We start from the raw sequence: 19,532 nt of genomic DNA, 5'->3' as shown, positions 1-19,532 counted from the left end.
GGTTTATCCGCCAAAGTATTCGGCAGAATTATTTTCTGTTTCGTACAATCTAACCGAATGCAAAAATACACCCGGATAGGCCTCTATAGGCCCTCTTAACTGGTTAAATATCTCAATAGTGAGCAACTCGGTTGATGCCATTTTGCCTGCCATAAAATCAACATCTTTATTAATGTTCTTATGATCAAGCTTTTCTATCACATACTCATTAATGATGATCTTCAATTCTTTCAGATCTATCAAATAACCGGTTGCATGGGTCACTTCTCCTTTTACGGTTACAAACAAGTTGTAATTATGGCCGTGCCAGTTAGGGTTGGCACATTTGCCAAACACCTCAAAGTTTTTCTCTGCGCTCCATTCCTCACGGTACATCCTGTGTGCCGCGTTAAAATGTTCTTTGCGCGTAATATGTATCATCATAGCAATTAATGGTGCAAATATACAAAACAAAAACAGGCGAGTTGTTTTATCTTAGCTGTCAAAAAAAACGATATATGCGAATATTGTTTGTAGCAGCAACTTCTTTTGAAGTTGAAAGTTTAAAGTTAAAAGTGGAAAGCCTACAAAATGCCACAAACTTTCAACCTTCAACTTTCAACTTTCAACTTCTCATAACGGGCGTAGGCATGGTGGCAACAGCCTATGCTTTGGGCCGCGAACTGGCCGCAAACCAATATGACCTGGCTATAAACCTTGGTATTGCCGGCAGCTTTGACCGCAACATTGCCCTGGGAGATGTTGTTGAAATTACCGAAGATACACTTGCTGAATTAGGTGCTGAAGATGATGACACTTTTCTTCCCATCAGCCAGATGGGGTTTGGAGAAAGTACATTTACAGCAACTGAAAACCTTGCTAATATTTACGGGGGATGCAATCTGAAACAAGCTGCCGCCATAACCGTAAACACCGTACACGGCAATGAGGCATCTATTCAAAAAATACAAACGCGCTTAAACCCGCAAACAGAAAGTATGGAGGGCGCCGCCTTTTTTTATGCTTGTAAAGAAGCTGGTGTGCCTTGTCTGCAGATCAGGGCAGTGTCAAATTATGTTGAAAAACGCAACCGCGATAATTGGCAGATAGGGCTTGCCGTTAAAAATCTGAATACATTTGCTGTGGAGTTGTTGAAAAGGTTGAAAACGTTATAAAGGTTGGAGTGTTTTAATTTTCGCCCTTTTTAACCCTTACAACAACTACAACTTTTACAACCAAACACCATGAAACTAACCATTGGCTTTTCGCCTTGCCCTAACGATACTTTTATTTTCGATGCACTTATCCACCATAAAATTGATACCGAAGGACTGGATTTTGAAGTGTTTTATGATGATGTAGAAACGCTAAACCAAAAGGCCTTCCGTGGCGAACTGGATATTACCAAGTTAAGCTACCATGCCTTTGCCTACGCAGCCGATAAATATATTTTGCTGGATGCAGGCAGCGCGCTTGGTTTTGGTGTTGGCCCGCTGTTGATTTCGGATTTCGAAATTTCAATTTCGGATTTAGAGAAGGGGCAAATCGTAAATCGTAAATCCGAAATCGTAAATCCGCTAATCGGTATCCCCGGCAAATACACTACGGCTAATTTTTTACTGAGCCTGGCTTTTCCGGATGCTACCAACAAGCAGGAGATCGTATTCTCTGATATTGAAAACGCTGTTTTAGATGGGCGCATTGATATTGGCCTCATCATTCACGAAAACCGCTTTACTTATCAGGATAAAGGCCTTCATAAGATAATTGATCTGGGCGATTTTTGGGAAAAACGTACCGGCTGTGCTATCCCTCTTGGCGGTATTGTGGCTAACCGCAATTTGCCGTTAGATGTGCAGCATAAAATAAACCGGGTATTGCAACGTTCGGTTGAGTTCGCGTTTGCTAATCCAAAATCCGGATTGGAGTATATCCGTTCACATGCTCAGGAAATGAGCGAAGAAGTAATGTACAAGCACATTGAGCTCTACGTCAATCAATTCTCGGTTGATTTAGGTGCTGAAGGAAAAAAGGCCGTTAAACTCTTATTTGATACCGCATTAGAAAAAGGCATTATTCCGGAGATACGTGAGAACCTGTTTTTGAATCCGCCGATAGCTTAAAAATCGCCTAATTGCCGCTACTATCCCAAAATCTCTTTTATATCCTCTGCAGACAGCGATTTGATAAAGCTTTCTTCGGTAGTGATAAGCGCGCGCGCAACACTTAGCTTACGCTGCTGCAAAGCCAATATCTTTTCTTCTACAGTATCTTTAGTGATAAATTTATAGATGAACACGTTTTTGGTTTGGCCAATGCGGTGGGTACGGTCAATAGCTTGCTGTTCAACAGCAGGGTTCCACCATGGGTCAAGTATAAATACGTAGTCGGCTTCTGTTAGGTTAAGGCCCACGCCACCGGCTTTTATGGAGATCAGGAACACCCTTGTCTTTTTATCTTCCTGAAACTGCTTAACCACATCGCCACGGTTTTGGGTGCTGCCATCAAGGTACACATACGGGATGCCCTCTTTATCAAAGTGATTACGGTAAATGGTTAGCTGCTTTACAAATTGCGAAAATATCAACACCTTATGCCCGCCATCTAAAACATTGGAAAGCGTATGCACCACATTCTCGAACTTGCCCGAGTCGCCCTCATAATCCGCATCTATCATTGATGGATGATTGGCAATTTGCCGCAGCTTTATTAGCCCTTGCAATACCTGTATCTGCGTTTTGGCGTAAGTGCCATCTTCCAGGCTTTTTAACAGCTCATTGCGGTATTCAGATTTTACCTTGTCATATACTTCGGCCTGCTCATCGCTCATCTGGCAATAAAACAAGGTCTCCGTTTTTGGCGGCAGCTCTGTTGCCACCTGCTCTTTGGTACGGCGAAGCACAAAAGGTTTGATAATTGCCTGCAACTTTCGGGCTTTATCTTCATCCTTTTTCTTTTCTATCGGGGTAACAAACTCATTCTGAAAAAACTGCTGTGCACCTAACAAGCCGGGGTTAATGAACGACATCTGCGTCCACAGATCGTTCACCGAGTTTTCTACCGGTGTACCGCTCAGTATCAGTTTAAACCTCGATTTTAACTGCCTTACCGATTGGAATGATTTTGATGAGGGGTTTTTAATATTCTGGCTCTCATCCAATATTACATAGTCAAAGTAATATGCCTTAAACATTTCAATATCTATCCGGCTAATGCCGTAGGTGGTTATCACCACATCATAATTGGCAAATACCTCTGCAGATTTGTACCTGAACGCGCCGGTGTGCACCATTAAGCGAAGCTGCGGAGCAAATTTTTTGGCTTCGTTCAACCAGTTATATATAAGCGAGGTAGGCATAATAACCAGCGATGTGCTTTTATTACCGGCTTCTTCCGTATCCTCTTTGTGTTTTTGCAGCAAGGCAAGGGTTTGTATCGTTTTTCCTAAACCCATATCATCTGCCAGGCAGCCCCCAAAATGGTACTCCTTTAAAAAGTGGAACCAGTTGTAGCCCGCTTTTTGGTATGGCCTTAAGCTACCTGCAAAGTTTACCGGCATAGGCACATCTTCGGTCTCTTCAAAATCAGTAAGTTTTTGCAGCTTGCGGCTCATGGCTATCTCTGCCATCTCGCCATCCTGCAGTTCATTCACTAAGCCTAAATGATGCCTGCGCAGTTTTAAATGATCGCCACCCTCGCTAAAATGCAGCAGGTTGCCATACTGCGAGAACCATTGCTCAGGTATAACCGCTATTTCGCCAGATGGCAGTACAAATTCCTTCTTGTGATTAAGGATATGATTTTTTAGCTGGATGAACGGGATCCGGTATGGGCCAAAATACACCACTGCATTAATATCAAACCAATCGTTATTTTCGGTTATCTCCAGGTCTATCTTGGTATTGCCAAAAACGTAGCGTTTTTGCCCGTCGGGCTGCTCAAGTTCAAAGCCCATTTCAATTAATTGATCATGGTGCTGATTAAGCCACTCAAATACGGGGAATGAGCGGTCGCCCTCTTCATCATGCCCGGCAACTTCCAGGTTTTGGAACAGGGTTGATACCGTTTGCAGGCCCATGGCTTCCAATTGCTGTAGTTTGCCCTTCTCCCAGGTTACAGAACGTTTTATACGGTGAAAAAGGTAATCGTCGCCATTACGTTCCATGCGTACCGATACATGCCTGCCATCCCCGTAAGGGAAAACATAGCCCGCATATTTAAAATAAAGCTGCAGCTGTGAAGTGCCCCCTTCTACATATATAGGTTTTAAAACCGCAGTTGCTTCGTGTTTTTCAGTATTGATGGTAAAGCCCTCGGCGTATACATTATGTTTTTCTATAAGCGGGGCCACAAATTTTTCAAAGTAAGATACTTCTGATGATTTGGGAATAGAGATATAACGCTTGTTAAGGAAAGGAAGTAGTTTCTTGCCCTCAATCTCTTTGTCGAAATAGTACAGGGTATCGTCCAGCAGCATCCAGGCAGGATGGTTGCAAATGATCTCGGCATCCTTAAACATAAATTCGATGCGCATGCCCTGGTACTTAATAGTTGGGAAATAACGGATCTCTTCCTCGTTTCGCCTAAAGTGGAATAGTACTGATGCAGCCTCATCGGCTATCTGCAGTTTACGGCCGGCCGGGTAACCTTCCTTGCTCATCAGGTAAATTTGCTTATTGCATAACAAGCCCAAAGCCTCTGATAACTTTTTTTCCATTTTTGGGCGGATGATATCAAAAAGCTGGTCGTTAAAAACTTTGGCAAAAAATTCAAACGGGCGGATAGGTTTCTTATAGAATTTTTTAATGATGTTACCCTGCTCAATATCTTCAAGGATCTTGATCAGCTTACGGTCGGTATCATCAATACATTGTGCAAATTCTTCGGCTGTATTACTGAATAAACGCTGGTGGGTAAATGAAAATTCTCCGTTGGGATTAAGCTGTACAACATGCGGCTCAATAACGTACGACAGGTAATCATGCCGGGCAATGGCATAAATTATTTGGCATGGTTTGCTGCTGTCTACGCGTAACATTAACTTTCTTTAGGTAAAAAATTAATGAAAGCTACATCAACAAAAAATTCAAACGTAAACTAAAAAATCCATACCTGAAAATTTTCGGGTATGAATTTTTTAAGATCATTACATTATCAGATCATTAACGCTCCAGGAAAGCACCATAGAAATTTGCCCAATGATCTCTTAAAGATCTATCTCTCCCTCAAAAACCAACTCCGCAGGGCCTTCCAGGAATATATTGCTGAATTCGTCACCATTGTGATCAAAGCGGATATTGAGCTTGCCGCCTAAAACTTTTATAGGCGTGCTTATAGTACCAAACTGCTGGTTATGTTTTGCCATAGCTAATGCAACAGCGGTTACACCCGTGCCACAGGCATAGGTTTCGTTTTCAACACCCCGTTCAAATGTGCGTACAAAATAACTATCGCCATCCTTTTCAGTAAAGTTTACGTTAATGCCATCTGTTTTATAAGTGGCATTATTACGGATAGCGTGGCCTTCACTGTAAACATCCTTATTTGCAAGATCAGCTGCCAATTTTACATAATGTGGTGAACCTGTGTTTAATACATAAGCCTCACCGTCACGGGTAATTTCTTTTACATCTATCATTTGCAGGCTTACCCATTTGCCATCTTCTGAAATTTTGGCATGATGCGGGCCATCGGTCGCAAGAAATTTTGTCGTTTTTGTAATAATACCCAGGTGTTTAGCAAAAGCAACAATACAGCGCCCGCCATTACCACACATGCTGCCCTCGTTACCGTCGGCATTGTAGTAAACCATTTTAAAATCGTAACCTTCCAGGCCCTCTAATAGCATCAGGCCATCGGCACCTACACCAAAACGCCGGTCACATAGCTTTTCAATAACCTCTTTACTAAGCTGATTTGCAGCATTTTGCCTGTTATCAACTAAGATGAAATCATTTCCGGCTCCCTGGTATTTATAAAACTTTAAATGCACAGCGTTTGTTATATTAGTATGCAGCAAAGATAACTATAACAGGGCGTAACAAAAATTAGGTTAGGTTTATTTCAATTTAACAAATTTTAACAAAATAGGATATAACTTATCATTGATAATATCGTCTATATGGTATTAAATTTGTTATACAAATAATACAAACCGTAAAAGGAAAGTGAATAAACATATGAAAAAAATTGGTTTAACATTATTAACCGCCTTTGTAGGTGGTGCCATGGCGTTAGGCGTATACAAAGTTATTGAGAACAAGTATGCCGACAATATGAGCCTTGAAGACAAACAAAAGGTATATTTTGCCAGTAACCATTCGGTTAATCCGTCAACAACAGCAATGGTATCATCAGCCGGTTCGGTTGATTTTACACAGGCCGCAGCCGAGGTTACACCCGCGGTAGTTTACATTCGTACAACTTATGCAAGTAAGTCAGAAGATAGCCAGGATCAGTTCGAGCAAATGTTTGGACAGATGTTCGGCCAGCGTATGCGCCCCCGGGGCCCGCAGATGGCATCAGGATCAGGTGTTATAATTTCTCCTGATGGTTACATTGTAACTAATAACCACGTGGTAGAAAAAGCAGAGAAAATTACGATTGTTACCAACGATCACCGTAGTTTTTTGGCCAAAGTAATTGGTACCGATCCTAACACGGATCTTGCCCTTATTAAAATAGAGGCAACCAACCTGCCGATAGTAAAATTAGGTAATTCTGATGCTGTACGAGTGGGTGAGTGGGTGTTAGCCGTAGGTAACCCTTTTAAGCTTAACTCAACAGTAACCGCAGGTATTGTTAGTGCTAAAGGCCGTAACCTTGGTATTGTTGGCCGCGGTAACGACGATGAAGACAGCCCGTTCCCGGTTAGGCAACAAGAGCCTTCGTTAAAAAAAGGTATTGAGTCATTCATTCAAACCGATGCCGCCATTAACCCTGGTAACAGCGGCGGTGCATTGGTAAACACAGCCGGCGAATTGATAGGTATTAACGCGGCTATTGCATCACATACCGGCTCATATGAGGGTTATGGCTTCGCTATCCCGGTTAACCTGGCTAAAAAGGTTTTAAATGACATTAAAAAATTCGGTTCTGTTAAACGCGGATACATTGGTATAAGCTTTGCCGACCTAAGCGATGCAGAAGTTGCACAAAGCATTAAAACCGATAAAACAAACGGGTTATACATAAATAGCCTGATACCGGGTGGTGGTGCACAACAAGCAGGGTTACAAACAGGTGATATTATCACTAAAGTTGAAGGAAACACCGTTTACGAATCATCAGATTTGCAAGAACGTGTTGGCCGCTTACAGCCGGGCGATAAAATTAACCTGACCGTTTTACGAGGCGGCAGCGAGAAAAATTTTACCGTTACACTTAAAGCTGATGCCCCTGCACCAAAAGCCGCAGCGGTGTCAAAATCAGCATCTGAATTGTTTAACAAGTTGGGTGCAAGCTTCCAGCCTTTAAGCCAGGCTCAAAAAGCTAAATTCAAAGTAAACTCAGGTGTTATGGTTACCCAGGTTCGCCCGGGTGGTATTTTTGATGATACCGAAATTCCGGTAGGGTCAATCATTACCTCTATCAACAAACAGCCAATAAGCAGCGTTGCTGATATGGACAAGGTAATTACCAACCTAAGAAACGGACGACTGATCATCACCGGTTACTATCCTGATGGTGGAAGCTTCAGTAACGTTTTTGAAGTACAATAATTAAGCAAGTGATTTAAGTTAATATAAGCCCGGCCAAAAGCCGGGCTTTTTGTTTAAAGCGGGTTAATGATTTTGCCTCACATGCTAAGCGGCTATGTATTGGTAAAAGGATTGCAACCTGGCCCACATTTACATATTCTGTTATTTGGGCCATACAAAAACTTATATTTACACCATGCAAATTGTACATATGCTGCAGGATTGGTGGCAGCATCAAAACTGGCTGGAAGTAATTGGTGTAATAACCGGCTTATTGTGCGTTTACCTGGCTGCCATTAACAACATCTGGAACTGGCCCATTGCTATCATCAGTGTTACCATTTATATTTTCATTTTTTTTGAGGCGAGGCTTTTTGCAGATATGGGCCTGCAGGTATATTTCTTTGTAGTGAATATTTATGGTTGGTATTATTGGAGCAAAAAACCCGCGGGCGAAAAAAAGCCTCCTGTAACACGCATTACCCAAAAAGAAATAATTATTGCCATACCGGCTATACTACTGTTCACCTTTATATTAGGGTCGTTATTAAAATATACCACTGCATCGTACCCTTACATTGATAGCTTTTGTACCGCCTGCAGCCTTGTTGCCCAGGTGCTTTTAGCACGAAAAGTGATAGAGAACTGGCTGATATGGGTTTTTGTAGATATTATTTACATAGGGGTATACATTTATAAAGATTTGCACCTTACCGCAGTAATGTACGCCATATATGTAGGCATTGCCATTATGGGGTATATTGACTGGAAGAAGGACTGGAAGAGACAGGTGAACTGATTTCGGATTTCGAATGTTCAATTTCGGATTTGAAGATATTATGAAGATTATAAATTAGTACAGAATGGAGCAATCCGAAATTGAAAGTTCGAAATTCGACGTAAAAAAAATAGCTGTAGTTGGTCCGGAGTCAACGGGTAAGTCTACCATGTCAGCCTATTTAGCCAACCATTATAATACGGTTTGGGTACCGGAATATGCCCGTGATTATTGCGCCAGACTTACTGAACCGCCTACCTGGCAGGATGAGATAAATATGTTTTTCGGGCAAATAGAGCTGGAAAAAGAACTTGCGCCAAAGGCGGATAAAATACTGATTTGTGATACTACCTTCATCACCGTAAAAATATGGAGCGACCAAATGTTTGGCCGTTCGCCGCAGGAAGTGCTTGATGAATTACCCAGGCACCCGTATGATCTGTACTTGTTGTTAAACATTGATTTGCCCTGGCAGGAAGACCCACTGCGTGATTTCCCGCACATGCGCGAACATTTTATGGCGGTTTGGCATAAGGAATTGGTAGATCTTAATGCTAATTACGTGCTGATATCAGGCACAGGCCCTGAGCGGTATGACAGGGCAGTAGCGGCGATAGATGCGTTTATGGGATTGCCCGATCCTGGGCTGGGTTAAGGATCTCTTTACAATTACGACACAAAAAAAGCAGGCTCCAAAAAGGAGCCTGCTTTTTTTTTAACATATTATATAATTACGGACGGCCATGTTGTTTATTGTCTTTACGGTCATCTTTACGGTCGTCTTTCCGGTCCTTGCGATAATCTTTACGATCATTACGCAGTTCTTTCCTGTCGTTGCGTACTTCTTTCCGGTCCTTGCGTATCTCTTTGCGGTCGCCTGTCCAATGGTTACGGTATTTGGCATCACGGCTATCGCGGATGATAGTTTGACCAGTACGGCCCCTGTAATTCGCGTATTTAGTGCGGTATACATTGTTGCGTAACCAAGGGTTGCGTTCATTAACTACTACTTTATAACCCCTATATAGGTTATAGTTGCTGTAACGTGGTGGCAATGCTACCCTGCGTACCCATATATTGTTCTCTAAATATACGTACTGATGTGCTGGTACATCATAATAGGTATCAATATCAGGCATGTAGTAATAATCTGCATGGTCATAACCGGTTGGGCCCCACTCGGGCTGGCTACCAATGTTTAAGCTAATACTTATTTGCGCATTTGCCTGTTTAACTGTTAAAAGGCTTACGAATATTGCGGCTGTTAAAATGATCTTTTTCATAATTTGTATGTTTGGTAGGTATGACAGTCAATAACCGGCATAGTTTAACCAAACATCATTATAACAGCGATATTACAGAGAGAAGTACAAGAAACAAGAATTAAGATACACGAGACAGGATCCAAGAAGCAAGACAGGAAATCAGGCGGAAATAACCCTTACTTTCCAAACTTACTCTGCTATAGTGGTATCTTTTGCTGCATTTTTACCAGCCATGGCCAGTACCGGTTTGCCAATAACCTTAAAATTGCCCTCGCCCTTTAATATAGATGCCAGCTGCGTTTTGTCCTGCATGGTTTTTATGGCCTGGGCCAGTTCTTTATCATACTTGAAATTAGCCTCATAGCGGCCCTTTTCATAAAAATAGCGGGATGCTATTTCATTCTCCAGAACTTGTTTTATTTCGGCCTTATGCGTTAGGAGGTCGTTCTTTTTGGTGCTCGCCAGTTTGGCTTTCAAAACATCATACTCGGCCTGTATTTCGTTGTATTGTTTTTCGCGGGTGGCTTCTGTTTTAAGGGTATTAAGTAATTTTTCTGAAACAGTGCTGTAGGTATAATTCTTACCTGCCAGGTATTTTATAAAATCATTATACTCGGCATCAGTTAGGTTTAACTGCTTAGGATCGGCCAGTTTAGGGTGCGAATTGCGGTATAAAGTGGCATAATCAAATATCAGCAGTTTGCTAACCAGTGTTTGGGTAACATTGGCAAAGCGGTCCTGCTTAACAAAAATATCAGGATAAATACCGCTGCCATCGTAAACAGAGCGGCCATTTTTTGTTTTGTATTCATGTATTAATGAATCGGCAACTTTTATAACACTGCCATCATCCTTACGGTGGGTATAATCCAGCGCCTGTACACAACGGCCCGACGGCACATAGTATTTAGCAACTGTAATTTTAACAAGGCTATTATAAGGCAGGTTAAACGTTTGCTGTACCAGCCCCTTGCCATAACTGCGCTGGCCAATAATAATAGCGCGGTCAAGGTCCTGTAATGCCCCGGCTACAATTTCTGATGCTGACGCTGAACGGCTGTTAACCAATACCACTAAGGGCAAGGTAGGTTCAACAGGTGTGTTTACGGTGGTGTAAGTAAAATTTTTCTCCTTGATTTTTCCTTTTTGCGATACTATGGTTACATCTTTTGGAACAAACAGGTTTACAATTTTAACAGCCTCCTGCAAAATACCACCACCGTTTGATCGCAGATCCAATATTACTCCGTTAGGGTTGTTCTTTTTAATATCTACTAAGGCGTTGGTTACTTCATCGGCCGAGTTCTCTAAAAACTTATTCAGTTTTATATAACCCATATTGCCGCCAACCATGCCGGAATAAACTACGTTTGGTTGTTTTATCTCATCGCGGACAAGATTTTTTTCAACAGCCGCTTCGCCATCACGTTTCATCATTAATTTAATGCTGGCACCTTTTGAGCCCTTAAGCAGCTGACTAACCTGATCGTTGTTCTTGCCTGTGAGATCAATATCATTAATTTTCACCAGCTGATCACCCTGCCGAATATCTGCCCGTTGTGCCGGGAAGCCGGTGAATACATCAGATATGAATATTTTGTTGTCGCGGGGGAAAATACTGGCGCCTATCCCGCCGTATTGGGTGCTTACATAATGCAGCTTATAATCTTCTATTTCAGATTCAGGTACAAACTCGGTATAGGGATCAAGGCCATCCAGCATGGCATCAACGCCGGTTTTAACCAGCTTGGCCGAATTAATATCATCAACATAATTAATGTTCACTTCTTTATAAACCGAAGCAAAAACATCCAGGTTTTTAGATATCTGGAAGAGGTCGTCATTAAAACTCCATGTTAATGTAGCCAATATCAACACACCTGCAAACAGCGCCGGCTTCCCGTAATTCTTCTTAATCTTATTGTCCTTTAACATCCTTACACCCATTGAATTATAAAAATACAAAAAGCCTTTTAATTTTTATAATCATTAACTTATTTTAAAGGCGGTTATTATCAATATTCACCAACGCTTTTTTAAGGGTGAACACCACATAATTCCTGTCGCGGTTAACCAGCTCCATTATCCGGGTAATCAGGCTTTCTTCCTGTCCTTCGGTATATTGTAACTGCTCATCTGTAAGGTGGTTATATTTTCTTTGCACCTTAATTTTAATGCGTTCCCAATCTTTATTACTGATAGTTATCTCTGCCATAAACAAATTATTTTAGCAAAAATATAAAAAATACACTGCTGCTCACGTTTAATATGCTGGCTCTGTTAAACTTTTAGCAGCAAACCACATCTATACTTATATTGTTCAACCAATATGTTTAACCAAACTTAAAACTATGAAAAAGCGTTTTTTATGCATAGCTATTGTAATAGTAGCGGCCACAGTTGGGGCTAAAGCACAATCATTAGGCGTTAAGGCCGGTGTTAACTTTTCAAAAATTAATACTGATAACGTAAGTGAATCATCAGTTACCGGTTACCAGGCAGGTTTATTTGCCCGCTTTGGTACAAGCCTTTACCTGCAGCCCGAACTTTATTTAGGTAGCAGTGGCGGTAAATTTGATTTTCAAAACAGCAATAGTACCGTTACCGCTAACGGAAAGGTAACCTTTACAACTTTAAATGTGCCTTTATTAATAGGCAAGGGGTTTGGAGGCGATAACCTGAATTTCAGAATAATGGCCGGCCCGGTTTATAGCTATGTGCTGGATAAAAATCAAAATTTTAGCGATAATGTAAACGGTGCTTTTAATGACTTTGGCGATTATCGCAAAAGCACCTTAGGTTACCAGGCTGGTGCCGGAGTAGACATAGGCCACATCACTGCCGACCTGCGCTATGAAGGCGGCCTCACCAAAATAAACGAAAGCTACGGCCAGCGCCAAAATCTTTGGGCATTAACGGTTGGGTTTAAGTTCTTTTAAACTGATAATAGTTTCAAATGCAAAGCTCCGGTATGTTTACCGGAGCTTTTTTGTTATATATCCACCTAAATGTCATTGAGAGAAGCGTAGCGACGTGGCAATCGTCTTGCCGGATGCGAACGTTTTGCATAATGCATTGCTTTCTTTTGTGCCCTCGTGTCCGTGATCATCATTTTATGGGTGATATTACTCGTTCAATACCGTTAAAACACGGGCAATAAATATCAGGAAGTCCCATAGCTTTATTCCTACATTATTTAATTTAAATGTATGAAAAAGAGTTACTTACTTTTAATTGTGGTTGTATTCATGGCTTCTTGCAGCTACAAAATAGCCAAACCTACTCGCTCGAGTAATACTGCAGCTTATCCCAAATTGGATAGTTCCGTAATCCAGGCAAGTGTATATTTAGCTGCTCACGACGTTAGGCGAGAGGTTTTCAACCAAATTCACAACCCGGTAGCTCAAGGCAGCTCAGGAAAAATCAATATAAAGCTGTTAGCCACAGAACAAATAACCGCTGAAGAGATGGTAAGATCTCTTCTTAAGCCATATGAACCGGGATACTGGAAGGATGTAATGGTAGAGGTTAGTGAAACAGTGAAAGAAAGTTTTAAGTGTTGGACAACACCATGGAAGTGGCATAAATGTTGGAAAAATGTGATAAAAAAAGCGTGGAAGGCAACAAAGGTGTGGATTGAACCGCAGGTGGCGGTATATGGTTATGTGTCACAACCAATAACTAAATTCATCGACAAGGTTTATCCAACCAGTGGAGAAGTAAAGTACAATGCTGATATTACTAACATAGATATCAGATTTGATGACAACGTAGTAAAAACAACCACGTACATAAAGGTGCATATAAGTGTCGACTATGAGCAGGCAACGGTTCCATTAGGTCCGTCAATAAAACTAAAAGGTGTCCTAAGCTGCGATGTAGAGGCTAAAATTGATGTAAACGGCAAATTATCGATTAATAACAATAAGCAATTTAATTTTGACCTTATTGAAGGCGATACTAAACTGGAGTTCACCAAAATTTGTATTCCCGGAGCGGTTGAAGCATTGAACATTCAGGCTATATTAAATCCTAAATTATTTATTTTAAAAGAGGTACTTTCAAAACAAGTGCATAAGATCATTAATGAGAAACTCTCGGAAGCAATAAAAAAAGGGAGCGAAAATCTCTCCTTTAAAGAACAATACGATCAGCTTACAATGACAATTCAGAAACCAATGGCGGTATCTGAGAAGGTTTGGCTGGTGTCAAATATATCTGAAACATATGTGTCACCGTTTACAAGTGTAGGTTCAGGAGCAGACAATAAGTTGTTGTTTAATATTGGTTTAACCGCCAGACCTAATCTATACTATAACACAGATACCCCGTTGGTGATAACACCTAAACCCATTCCTTTTTCAGTTAAACCGGTTATTAATAGTCAGGTAAATATCTCTGTAGCTGGCAATCTTGATTATTCAGTAGCCACTCCTATTGTTGATTCAGCGCTTAATAATGTTATCAAACAAATACGGGTGTCAACTCCTATAATACAAAACTATTTGACGAGAAAGAATTTCGGGGTGAGCAATGTTCAAATTTATCCGAGTGATAAAAAATTAATAGTCGGAATAGATATCGTTAAAAAGAAGAAAAATAAAAAAGTACTTACTATTTATCTTTCCGCATTACCGGCGTATGACAACGTTAAAAATTATTTTTACCTCGATCAAATAGGTTTTACCATTGAAACCCGAAATGTTTTATTAAAAATATTAAAGTCCGCTGCCGAGATCGATTTTGTTGAAAAAGCGCTTAACAAGGAAATTGCCAGGAATACTAAATTTAATGTAAACTCTTACTATAGAGATATTATAGATACCATTAAACATTTTGAAATCCCGCTTCAGCTAATGAATCTGACCGGCAATTTCGATCCGGTTAATGTAACAGAGGTTTTTACTACAGATTCAGCGTTGGTGGTTTATGTAACGGTTCGTGGTAAGTTGTCTGCTACATTTGACCCCCACCAATCCCTGGCTGACAACAGCGACTCACAACCGCTGACAGACTCTATAAGAGTACAGAATGTAGTTTCAAATAAGTTGATTGCTACTACACCACAACTTTATACCGAATTTATACCGCCTCTTAAATCTAATCTTAACGACCCTTTAACAAGCGATGCCGGCGCAGATTTATCCGCTAATTCTTCAACAACGAAGACCTTGGTTAGCAACAAGGCAATCGTTATGGAGGCTAAAGAAAAAAGGATGACGATTGACAAAACCACATCGAAAGCGGCGCAGCAAAAATCTACTCCTAATATGTCGGTTGTGAACATAAAATTGCCGCAGATTAATGTTGGGGATATAATTTATTATGAAGAAAATGGCAAGATACGTACACGGATTGCTGAATTGAAGGACAAAACGATGGCCGGAGATACTATTTTAATAAAAAAAGCTGGAGTTGTTGAAGGTTATAAGATACAGAAGGATTAGCTTTTACCAAACCTACTGTTTACAAGCCTCCCATAATCGGGGGGCTTTTTTCTTCATTCCGATAGGGCATCAGGGAGGGGGCAAGAGCAATTTTCTCATTAATGTATAACGCAGGCAGGCCTAATGCTTAAATGTTATTGCATACAACGATATTGCCTCTGTAAGCAGATTTGTCAATGATGCTTATAAACTTATTATTATTTCTTTCGGTTTAAAAAATCTTTTAAAAAAGTAAAGCCCCTGATGGGCAGGGGCTTTTACTAACCAATTATAAACCTAAATTATGAGAAGAGCTGTAGGAGAAGGGGTCGAACCTTCACAGAGTGGTTATTCTTATTGCTAAGAGTTTCCCATAGTCTCCGCCACCGCGACAAGGAGGTGTGTCTGCCAAAAATTTCACCATCCTACAGGATGTAATCTAAACCTTGCGTTTAGAGTGCTGTTGGGGAAGGGTTCGAACCTTCACAGAGTGGTTAGCCCGCTTCGGGTTTTCCATGATCTCCGCCACCGGGACAAGGAGGTGTGTCTGCCAAAAATTTCACCACCCAACAATGTTTGTCTTTAAAGAACGATAGAGCAATTGTCATTTGCTTTATACAAATCTATGAGAGTTGATCATTTCTTGCAAATATTTCAACAAAATATTTTTATTTTTATTTTTATTTTAATTAAACTTGTATTTCAATATAGATATTAAAATTTATGCCTCACAGGAAACCCCAAAATTTAGAAATTGATAATCTGGATATTCAGATTTTATCAATATTGATGAAAAATGCTACCACTCCATACACGGAAATAGCAAAAGAGTTGATCGTTTCCGGCGGAACCATACACGTGCGGATGAAGAAATTGGAGGAATTGGGTGTAATTAAAGGTGCCAGCCTGGAAGTTAATCCGCAAAAGTTAGGTTACGATGTTACCGCTTTCCTTGGAATTTTCCTTGAGAAGGGGTCGCAGTATAACGAAGCGGTGAAGCAACTAAAAATGGTTCCGGAAATTGTTGAGCTGCACTACACCACCGGGAGCTGGAGCATTTTCGCCAAAATTGTATGCCATGATACGAACCATCTGCGCGAAGTATTAAACGAGCAGATCCAAAGCGTAAAGGGTATACAACGCACAGAGACGTTCATTTCATTAGAGGAAAGCATTAAAAGACAGATCACTTTAGAATAACCTTTACTTAGATACTACTGCTTATTTCTATAATGAAATTCCCGGATCAGCAATATCGAACAACGAAGTGAAAGCTCCGTTGTCCGATATTGCGTTGGCATACCATCAAGCCGGGCTGAATTTATTTCGGCATTTTTCACGCTATAAGTATAAATGGGTTTTCTTTTTGCAAAACCCTGGTTCCCACCGGTGACTAATATTGTAAGGCTTCCGGCCGTATTTATACCCATTCAAATAACAATCCTATACAGGGGGCTACCAAACCCTGCATAAAAGCCCTTTCAAATACTCCCCTTCAGGGAATGATGCCCTTACCGGGTGATCTTCGGGCTGGTGAAACTGGTGAATAAATTGCACCTGCTTACCGGCATCAAGCGCGGCCCAGGCCAATACCTGCTTAAAGGTTTCCATATCCATAGCGCCCGAGCAGGAGAAAGTTGCCAGTAGGCCACCGCTGTTCAGTAACTGCATGCCCAGCCGGTTCAGATCTTTATAAGCGCGCGAGGCCCTGTCTAATGCCGAACGTGACGGTGCGTACTTTGGCGGGTCAAGCACTATCACGTCGAACTTATCACCGTCGTCCCTGAATTTTCTGAGCTGTACGTTCACGTCAGATTTTATGGCGTCGTGCTTAGTATCTTCAAAGCCATTCAGGCGGATATTCTCTTTCAAAGTTTCAAGCGCCAGTGCCGAGCTATCAACGCTGGTAACCTGCGCGGCACCATTCTGGAAGCTGTTTAGTGTAAAGCCACCGGTGTAGCAAAAGCAATCTAATACTTTTTTGCCCTTAGCATAGCTTGCCAATACCAGGCGGTTATCCCGCTGGTCACAATAAAAGCCCGATTTTTGGCCTTCGGCGATGTTAATACCGTAGCTAATGCCGTTCTCTTTTACCATTACCAGCTCGGGCGGTTCGTTCCCGGCCAATAATATATTAGTGGTTTCCAAACCCTCGTGCGCACGTGATGCCGCGTCGCTTTTATCAAAAATACTGGCGGGGTTTAGTAAAGCCTTTAATTCATCTATTATAACCGGCATAGCAGCTTGCATGCCAGACGTTAGCACCTGAACAGCCAAATGATCGGCATATTTGTCTACTATCAATCCGGGCAGATAGTCAGATTCGCTAAAAATGAGCCTGCAGGTATCGGTACTGCCATCCGCTAAAATATGGGCACGACCGGCAACGGCTGTCCGTACTTTTTCCCTGAACCAGTTATCATCAACCGGGGTATTCTCGTCCCACTCCAGCAAACGTACCGCAACACGCGATTGATCGTTGTAAAAGCCGTAGGCCATAAATTCTTTTTTGCCATCAAGCAGGCGAATTATCTCGCCATTGGCAGGTTTACCTTTTACATTTTCTATAGCGCCTGAAAATACCCAGGGATGCCTGTGCAGCACCGCTTTTTCTTTACCTTTCTTTAAAACAACATCAATCATAATTGCAAAGGTAATAATTATCATAGCGGTGCTTTTTAGTATCATTATAAATAACACATTTGCTTGATTTATATGCTTTTAAACTGGTAAATTCACGTTGTTAAGCCAATTACCTATGGAAAATGAAAAAATTTGCCCGGGCACACTTCAGGACCCGGACCTGCAAGACCCATCGCGCCGAAATTTTTTAAAGCAATCAAGTCTGTTAACTGCCGTGGCTTTAACGCCCGTAACGGCATTAAAAGCTGCTGATGAACATATTGACGAGAAAATTGCAGGCGCATTAGAGAAAATGCCGCTTAAGATGGAAGTGAATGGCAAAGCTTACAAACTTTCAGTCGAACCACGGTCAACCCTGCTTGATATTTTGCGCGAGCAGCTTGATCTAACCGGCACCAAAAAAGGTTGCGACCACGGCCAGTGCGGGGCATGCACCGTTCATGTTGATGGCACGCGTGTAAACTCCTGCTTAACATTGGGCATAATGGCAAACGGCAAAAAAGTTACTACTATTGAAGGCCTTGCCAAAGGCGACGAGCTGCACCCCATGCAGGAAGCATTTTTGAAACATGATGGCTTCCAGTGCGGATACTGCACCCCGGGGCAAATCATGTCTGCAGTGGCCTGTATAAAAGAGGGGCACGCCAATTCAGAGGGGCAAATAAGAGAATATATGAGCGGCAATATTTGCCGCTGCGGGGCATACCCAAATATTGTAAATGCCATTTTAGAAGTGAAGAACGGAGGGCTATCAGTATGAAACAGTTTACCTACGTAAAACCGGCCACACAGGCATTAGCCCTAACAGCCATTGGCAAGCCCGGCACTAAGATCATAGCCGGAGGCACCAACCTGGTAGATCTGATGAAGAAGGGTGTAACCGAGCCTGATAGGTTGGTTGATATTAATTCACTCCCTTTAAAAGAGATTAGCACTACAAAAGGCGGCCTGCATATTGGAGCATTAGCGCTTAACAGTGTGGTGTCAGAAAACGCCTCGGTAATTAAGCTGCAACCGTTGTTATCAATGGCCCTTAAGGCGGGCGCATCACCTCAGTTGCGTAACATGGCAACTGTTGGTGGTAACATGATGCAGCGTACAAGGTGTGTTTATTTTTATGACACGGCAATGCCTTGTAATAAAAGAGCGCCCGGCACAGGTTGCGGCGCTATGGAAGGCTATAATCGCATGCATGCCATTTTTGGTGTGAGCGATAAATGTATAGCGGTGCACCCAAGCGACATGTGCGTTGCTTTAGCAGCGTTGGATGCTACGGTTATTGTAACCGGCAAAAAAGGTATCCGACGAATTCCTTTTACCCAATTCCACCGCTTACCGGGCGACACTCCTGAACTGGATAACCGCCTTGCAGCAGGCGAAATGATATTATCGGTAGAGATCCCGGATAATAACTTCGCCAAAAACAGCTATTACCTGAAAGTTCGCGACAGGCAGTCATATGCTTTCGCGCTGGTATCGGTAGCTGCTGCGCTTGATATTCAAAATGGTGTTATCAAAAGGGCGCGTTTGGCAATGGGTGGCGTGGCACACAAACCGTGGCGCCTGCTTGATGCCGAAAAAGCGCTTATCGGCAAACCCGCTACAGAAGACAGCTTTAAAACGGCTGCCTTAATTGCCATGCAGGGCGCCAAAGGCCACGAATACAATGCATTTAAATTAAAACTTGCCCCGGCAACAATTGTCGAGGCGTTAAAACACGCGTCAGGCTTAGTTTAAAATC

General features: G+C 41.8%; 17 protein-coding genes and 1 tRNA gene. 10 read left to right on the top strand and 8 right to left on the bottom strand.

Features of this window, described 5'->3' with window-relative positions; translation table 11 throughout:
- Window positions 1-3 precede the first annotated feature (3 nt).
- Window positions 4-420: a 6-pyruvoyl tetrahydropterin synthase family protein gene (locus WC743_RS24780; protein WP_373016246.1), complete on the bottom strand. Its 417-nt coding sequence runs from the start codon at window positions 418-420 to the stop codon at window positions 4-6.
- A 77-nt stretch (window positions 421-497) separates the two neighbouring features.
- Between WC743_RS24780 and mqnB the strand changes: the two genes are divergently transcribed.
- Together mqnB and WC743_RS24770 are read left to right on the top strand one after the other, a co-directional pair.
- Window positions 498-1,154, top strand: coding sequence for a futalosine hydrolase (gene mqnB / locus WC743_RS24775; protein ID WP_373016237.1), 657 nt, complete (start codon window positions 498-500; stop codon window positions 1,152-1,154).
- A gap of 69 nt (window positions 1,155-1,223) precedes the next feature.
- Window positions 1,224-2,102 (top strand): menaquinone biosynthesis family protein, encoded by an 879-nt coding sequence (locus tag WC743_RS24770; protein ID WP_373016236.1) that lies wholly within the window; start codon window positions 1,224-1,226, stop codon window positions 2,100-2,102.
- Window positions 2,103-2,122: 20 nt separating this feature from the next.
- Here the strand turns inward: WC743_RS24770 and WC743_RS24765 are convergent, their stop codons facing one another.
- Window positions 2,123-5,017: a DEAD/DEAH box helicase gene (locus WC743_RS24765; protein ID WP_373016235.1), complete on the bottom strand. Its 2,895-nt coding sequence runs from the start codon at window positions 5,015-5,017 to the stop codon at window positions 2,123-2,125.
- 168 nt (window positions 5,018-5,185) lie between these two features.
- On the bottom strand, window positions 5,186-5,971 hold the full coding sequence (gene dapF / locus WC743_RS24760) for a diaminopimelate epimerase (protein ID WP_373016234.1): 786 nt from the start codon (window positions 5,969-5,971) through the stop codon (window positions 5,186-5,188).
- Between the two features lie 187 nt (window positions 5,972-6,158).
- On the opposite strand from dapF, the gene WC743_RS24755 reads away from it, so the two are divergent.
- From WC743_RS24755 to WC743_RS24745, 3 genes are all read left to right on the top strand, one after another.
- Window positions 6,159-7,700, top strand: a complete 1,542-nt coding sequence (locus WC743_RS24755) for a Do family serine endopeptidase (protein ID WP_373016233.1) — start codon at window positions 6,159-6,161, stop codon at window positions 7,698-7,700.
- A gap of 175 nt (window positions 7,701-7,875) precedes the next feature.
- The gene (gene pnuC, locus WC743_RS24750; protein WP_373016232.1) at window positions 7,876-8,478 is read left to right on the top strand and encodes a nicotinamide riboside transporter PnuC; all 603 of its coding nucleotides are present in this window, start codon (window positions 7,876-7,878) and stop codon (window positions 8,476-8,478) included.
- Between the two features lie 64 nt (window positions 8,479-8,542).
- The gene (locus WC743_RS24745) at window positions 8,543-9,112 is read left to right on the top strand and encodes an AAA family ATPase (protein WP_373016231.1); all 570 of its coding nucleotides are present in this window, start codon (window positions 8,543-8,545) and stop codon (window positions 9,110-9,112) included.
- A gap of 76 nt (window positions 9,113-9,188) precedes the next feature.
- Here WC743_RS24745 and WC743_RS24740 read toward each other — a convergent pair whose 3' ends face one another.
- From WC743_RS24740 to WC743_RS24730, 3 genes are all read right to left on the bottom strand, one after another.
- A complete protein-coding gene (locus WC743_RS24740) occupies window positions 9,189-9,740 on the bottom strand; it encodes a hypothetical protein (RefSeq protein ID WP_373016230.1) in 552 nt (183 codons plus the stop codon).
- A 171-nt stretch (window positions 9,741-9,911) separates the two neighbouring features.
- Window positions 9,912-11,657 (bottom strand): S41 family peptidase, encoded by a 1,746-nt coding sequence (locus tag WC743_RS24735; RefSeq protein ID WP_373016229.1) that lies wholly within the window; start codon window positions 11,655-11,657, stop codon window positions 9,912-9,914.
- A 64-nt stretch (window positions 11,658-11,721) separates the two neighbouring features.
- A complete protein-coding gene (locus WC743_RS24730; RefSeq protein ID WP_373016228.1) occupies window positions 11,722-11,937 on the bottom strand; it encodes a hypothetical protein in 216 nt (71 codons plus the stop codon).
- Between the two features lie 136 nt (window positions 11,938-12,073).
- On the opposite strand from WC743_RS24730, the gene WC743_RS24725 reads away from it, so the two are divergent.
- Both WC743_RS24725 and WC743_RS24720 read left to right on the top strand, forming a co-directional pair.
- Window positions 12,074-12,661 carry a porin family protein gene (locus tag WC743_RS24725; protein WP_373016227.1) on the top strand — a complete coding sequence of 196 codons (588 nt, stop codon included), beginning with the start codon at window positions 12,074-12,076 and terminating at the stop codon, window positions 12,659-12,661.
- Between the two features lie 270 nt (window positions 12,662-12,931).
- Window positions 12,932-15,169, top strand: a complete 2,238-nt coding sequence (locus WC743_RS24720) for a DUF4403 family protein (protein WP_373016226.1) — start codon at window positions 12,932-12,934, stop codon at window positions 15,167-15,169.
- Window positions 15,170-15,608: 439 nt separating this feature from the next.
- Here WC743_RS24720 and WC743_RS24715 read toward each other — a convergent pair.
- Window positions 15,609-15,720: transfer RNA gene (locus WC743_RS24715), tRNA-Asp, on the bottom strand.
- A 151-nt stretch (window positions 15,721-15,871) separates the two neighbouring features.
- Between WC743_RS24715 and WC743_RS24710 the strand changes: the two genes are divergently transcribed.
- Complete coding sequence (locus WC743_RS24710; protein ID WP_067188338.1) at window positions 15,872-16,348, top strand: Lrp/AsnC ligand binding domain-containing protein; 477 nt, start codon at window positions 15,872-15,874, stop codon at window positions 16,346-16,348.
- Between the two features lie 255 nt (window positions 16,349-16,603).
- Here WC743_RS24710 and WC743_RS24705 read toward each other — a convergent pair whose 3' ends face one another.
- Entirely contained in the window at window positions 16,604-17,791 is a 1,188-nt protein-coding gene (locus WC743_RS24705) for a class I SAM-dependent rRNA methyltransferase (protein ID WP_373016245.1), read from the bottom strand.
- Window positions 17,792-17,906: 115 nt separating this feature from the next.
- Here WC743_RS24705 and WC743_RS24700 point away from each other — a divergent pair, with 115 nt between their 5' ends.
- Together WC743_RS24700 and WC743_RS24695 are read left to right on the top strand one after the other, a co-directional pair.
- Window positions 17,907-18,551 carry a (2Fe-2S)-binding protein gene (locus tag WC743_RS24700; protein ID WP_373016225.1) on the top strand — a complete coding sequence of 215 codons (645 nt, stop codon included), beginning with the start codon at window positions 17,907-17,909 and terminating at the stop codon, window positions 18,549-18,551.
- Window positions 18,548-19,528, top strand: a complete 981-nt coding sequence (locus WC743_RS24695; RefSeq protein WP_373016224.1) for a xanthine dehydrogenase family protein subunit M — start codon at window positions 18,548-18,550, stop codon at window positions 19,526-19,528. Before WC743_RS24700 ends, WC743_RS24695 begins: the two co-directional genes overlap by 4 nt.
- Window positions 19,529-19,532 lie beyond the last annotated feature (4 nt).

This window comes from Mucilaginibacter sp. (assembly GCF_041660805.1).
Taxonomy (GTDB): Bacteria; Bacteroidota; Bacteroidia; order Sphingobacteriales; family Sphingobacteriaceae; genus Mucilaginibacter.
This window is presented reverse-complemented; position numbering and strand designations above follow the sequence as displayed.

Coding starts and splice junctions, on each gene's coding strand:
- WC743_RS24780 (WP_373016246.1), bottom strand. CDS start 420: ATGATACATATTACGCGCAAAGAACATTTTAACGCGGCACACAGGATG.
- mqnB (WP_373016237.1), top strand. CDS start 498: ATGCGAATATTGTTTGTAGCAGCAACTTCTTTTGAAGTTGAAAGTTTA.
- WC743_RS24770 (WP_373016236.1), top strand. CDS start 1,224: ATGAAACTAACCATTGGCTTTTCGCCTTGCCCTAACGATACTTTTATT.
- WC743_RS24765 (WP_373016235.1), bottom strand. CDS start 5,017: ATGTTACGCGTAGACAGCAGCAAACCATGCCAAATAATTTATGCCATT.
- WC743_RS24755 (WP_373016233.1), top strand. CDS start 6,159: ATGAAAAAAATTGGTTTAACATTATTAACCGCCTTTGTAGGTGGTGCC.
- pnuC (WP_373016232.1), top strand. CDS start 7,876: ATGCAAATTGTACATATGCTGCAGGATTGGTGGCAGCATCAAAACTGG.
- WC743_RS24745 (WP_373016231.1), top strand. CDS start 8,543: ATGGAGCAATCCGAAATTGAAAGTTCGAAATTCGACGTAAAAAAAATA.
- WC743_RS24740 (WP_373016230.1), bottom strand. CDS start 9,740: ATGAAAAAGATCATTTTAACAGCCGCAATATTCGTAAGCCTTTTAACA.
- WC743_RS24735 (WP_373016229.1), bottom strand. CDS start 11,657: ATGTTAAAGGACAATAAGATTAAGAAGAATTACGGGAAGCCGGCGCTG.
- WC743_RS24730 (WP_373016228.1), bottom strand. CDS start 11,937: ATGGCAGAGATAACTATCAGTAATAAAGATTGGGAACGCATTAAAATT.
- WC743_RS24725 (WP_373016227.1), top strand. CDS start 12,074: ATGAAAAAGCGTTTTTTATGCATAGCTATTGTAATAGTAGCGGCCACA.
- WC743_RS24720 (WP_373016226.1), top strand. CDS start 12,932: ATGAAAAAGAGTTACTTACTTTTAATTGTGGTTGTATTCATGGCTTCT.
- WC743_RS24710 (WP_067188338.1), top strand. CDS start 15,872: ATGCCTCACAGGAAACCCCAAAATTTAGAAATTGATAATCTGGATATT.
- WC743_RS24705 (WP_373016245.1), bottom strand. CDS start 17,791: ATGATTGATGTTGTTTTAAAGAAAGGTAAAGAAAAAGCGGTGCTGCAC.
- WC743_RS24700 (WP_373016225.1), top strand. CDS start 17,907: ATGGAAAATGAAAAAATTTGCCCGGGCACACTTCAGGACCCGGACCTG.
- WC743_RS24695 (WP_373016224.1), top strand. CDS start 18,548: ATGAAACAGTTTACCTACGTAAAACCGGCCACACAGGCATTAGCCCTA.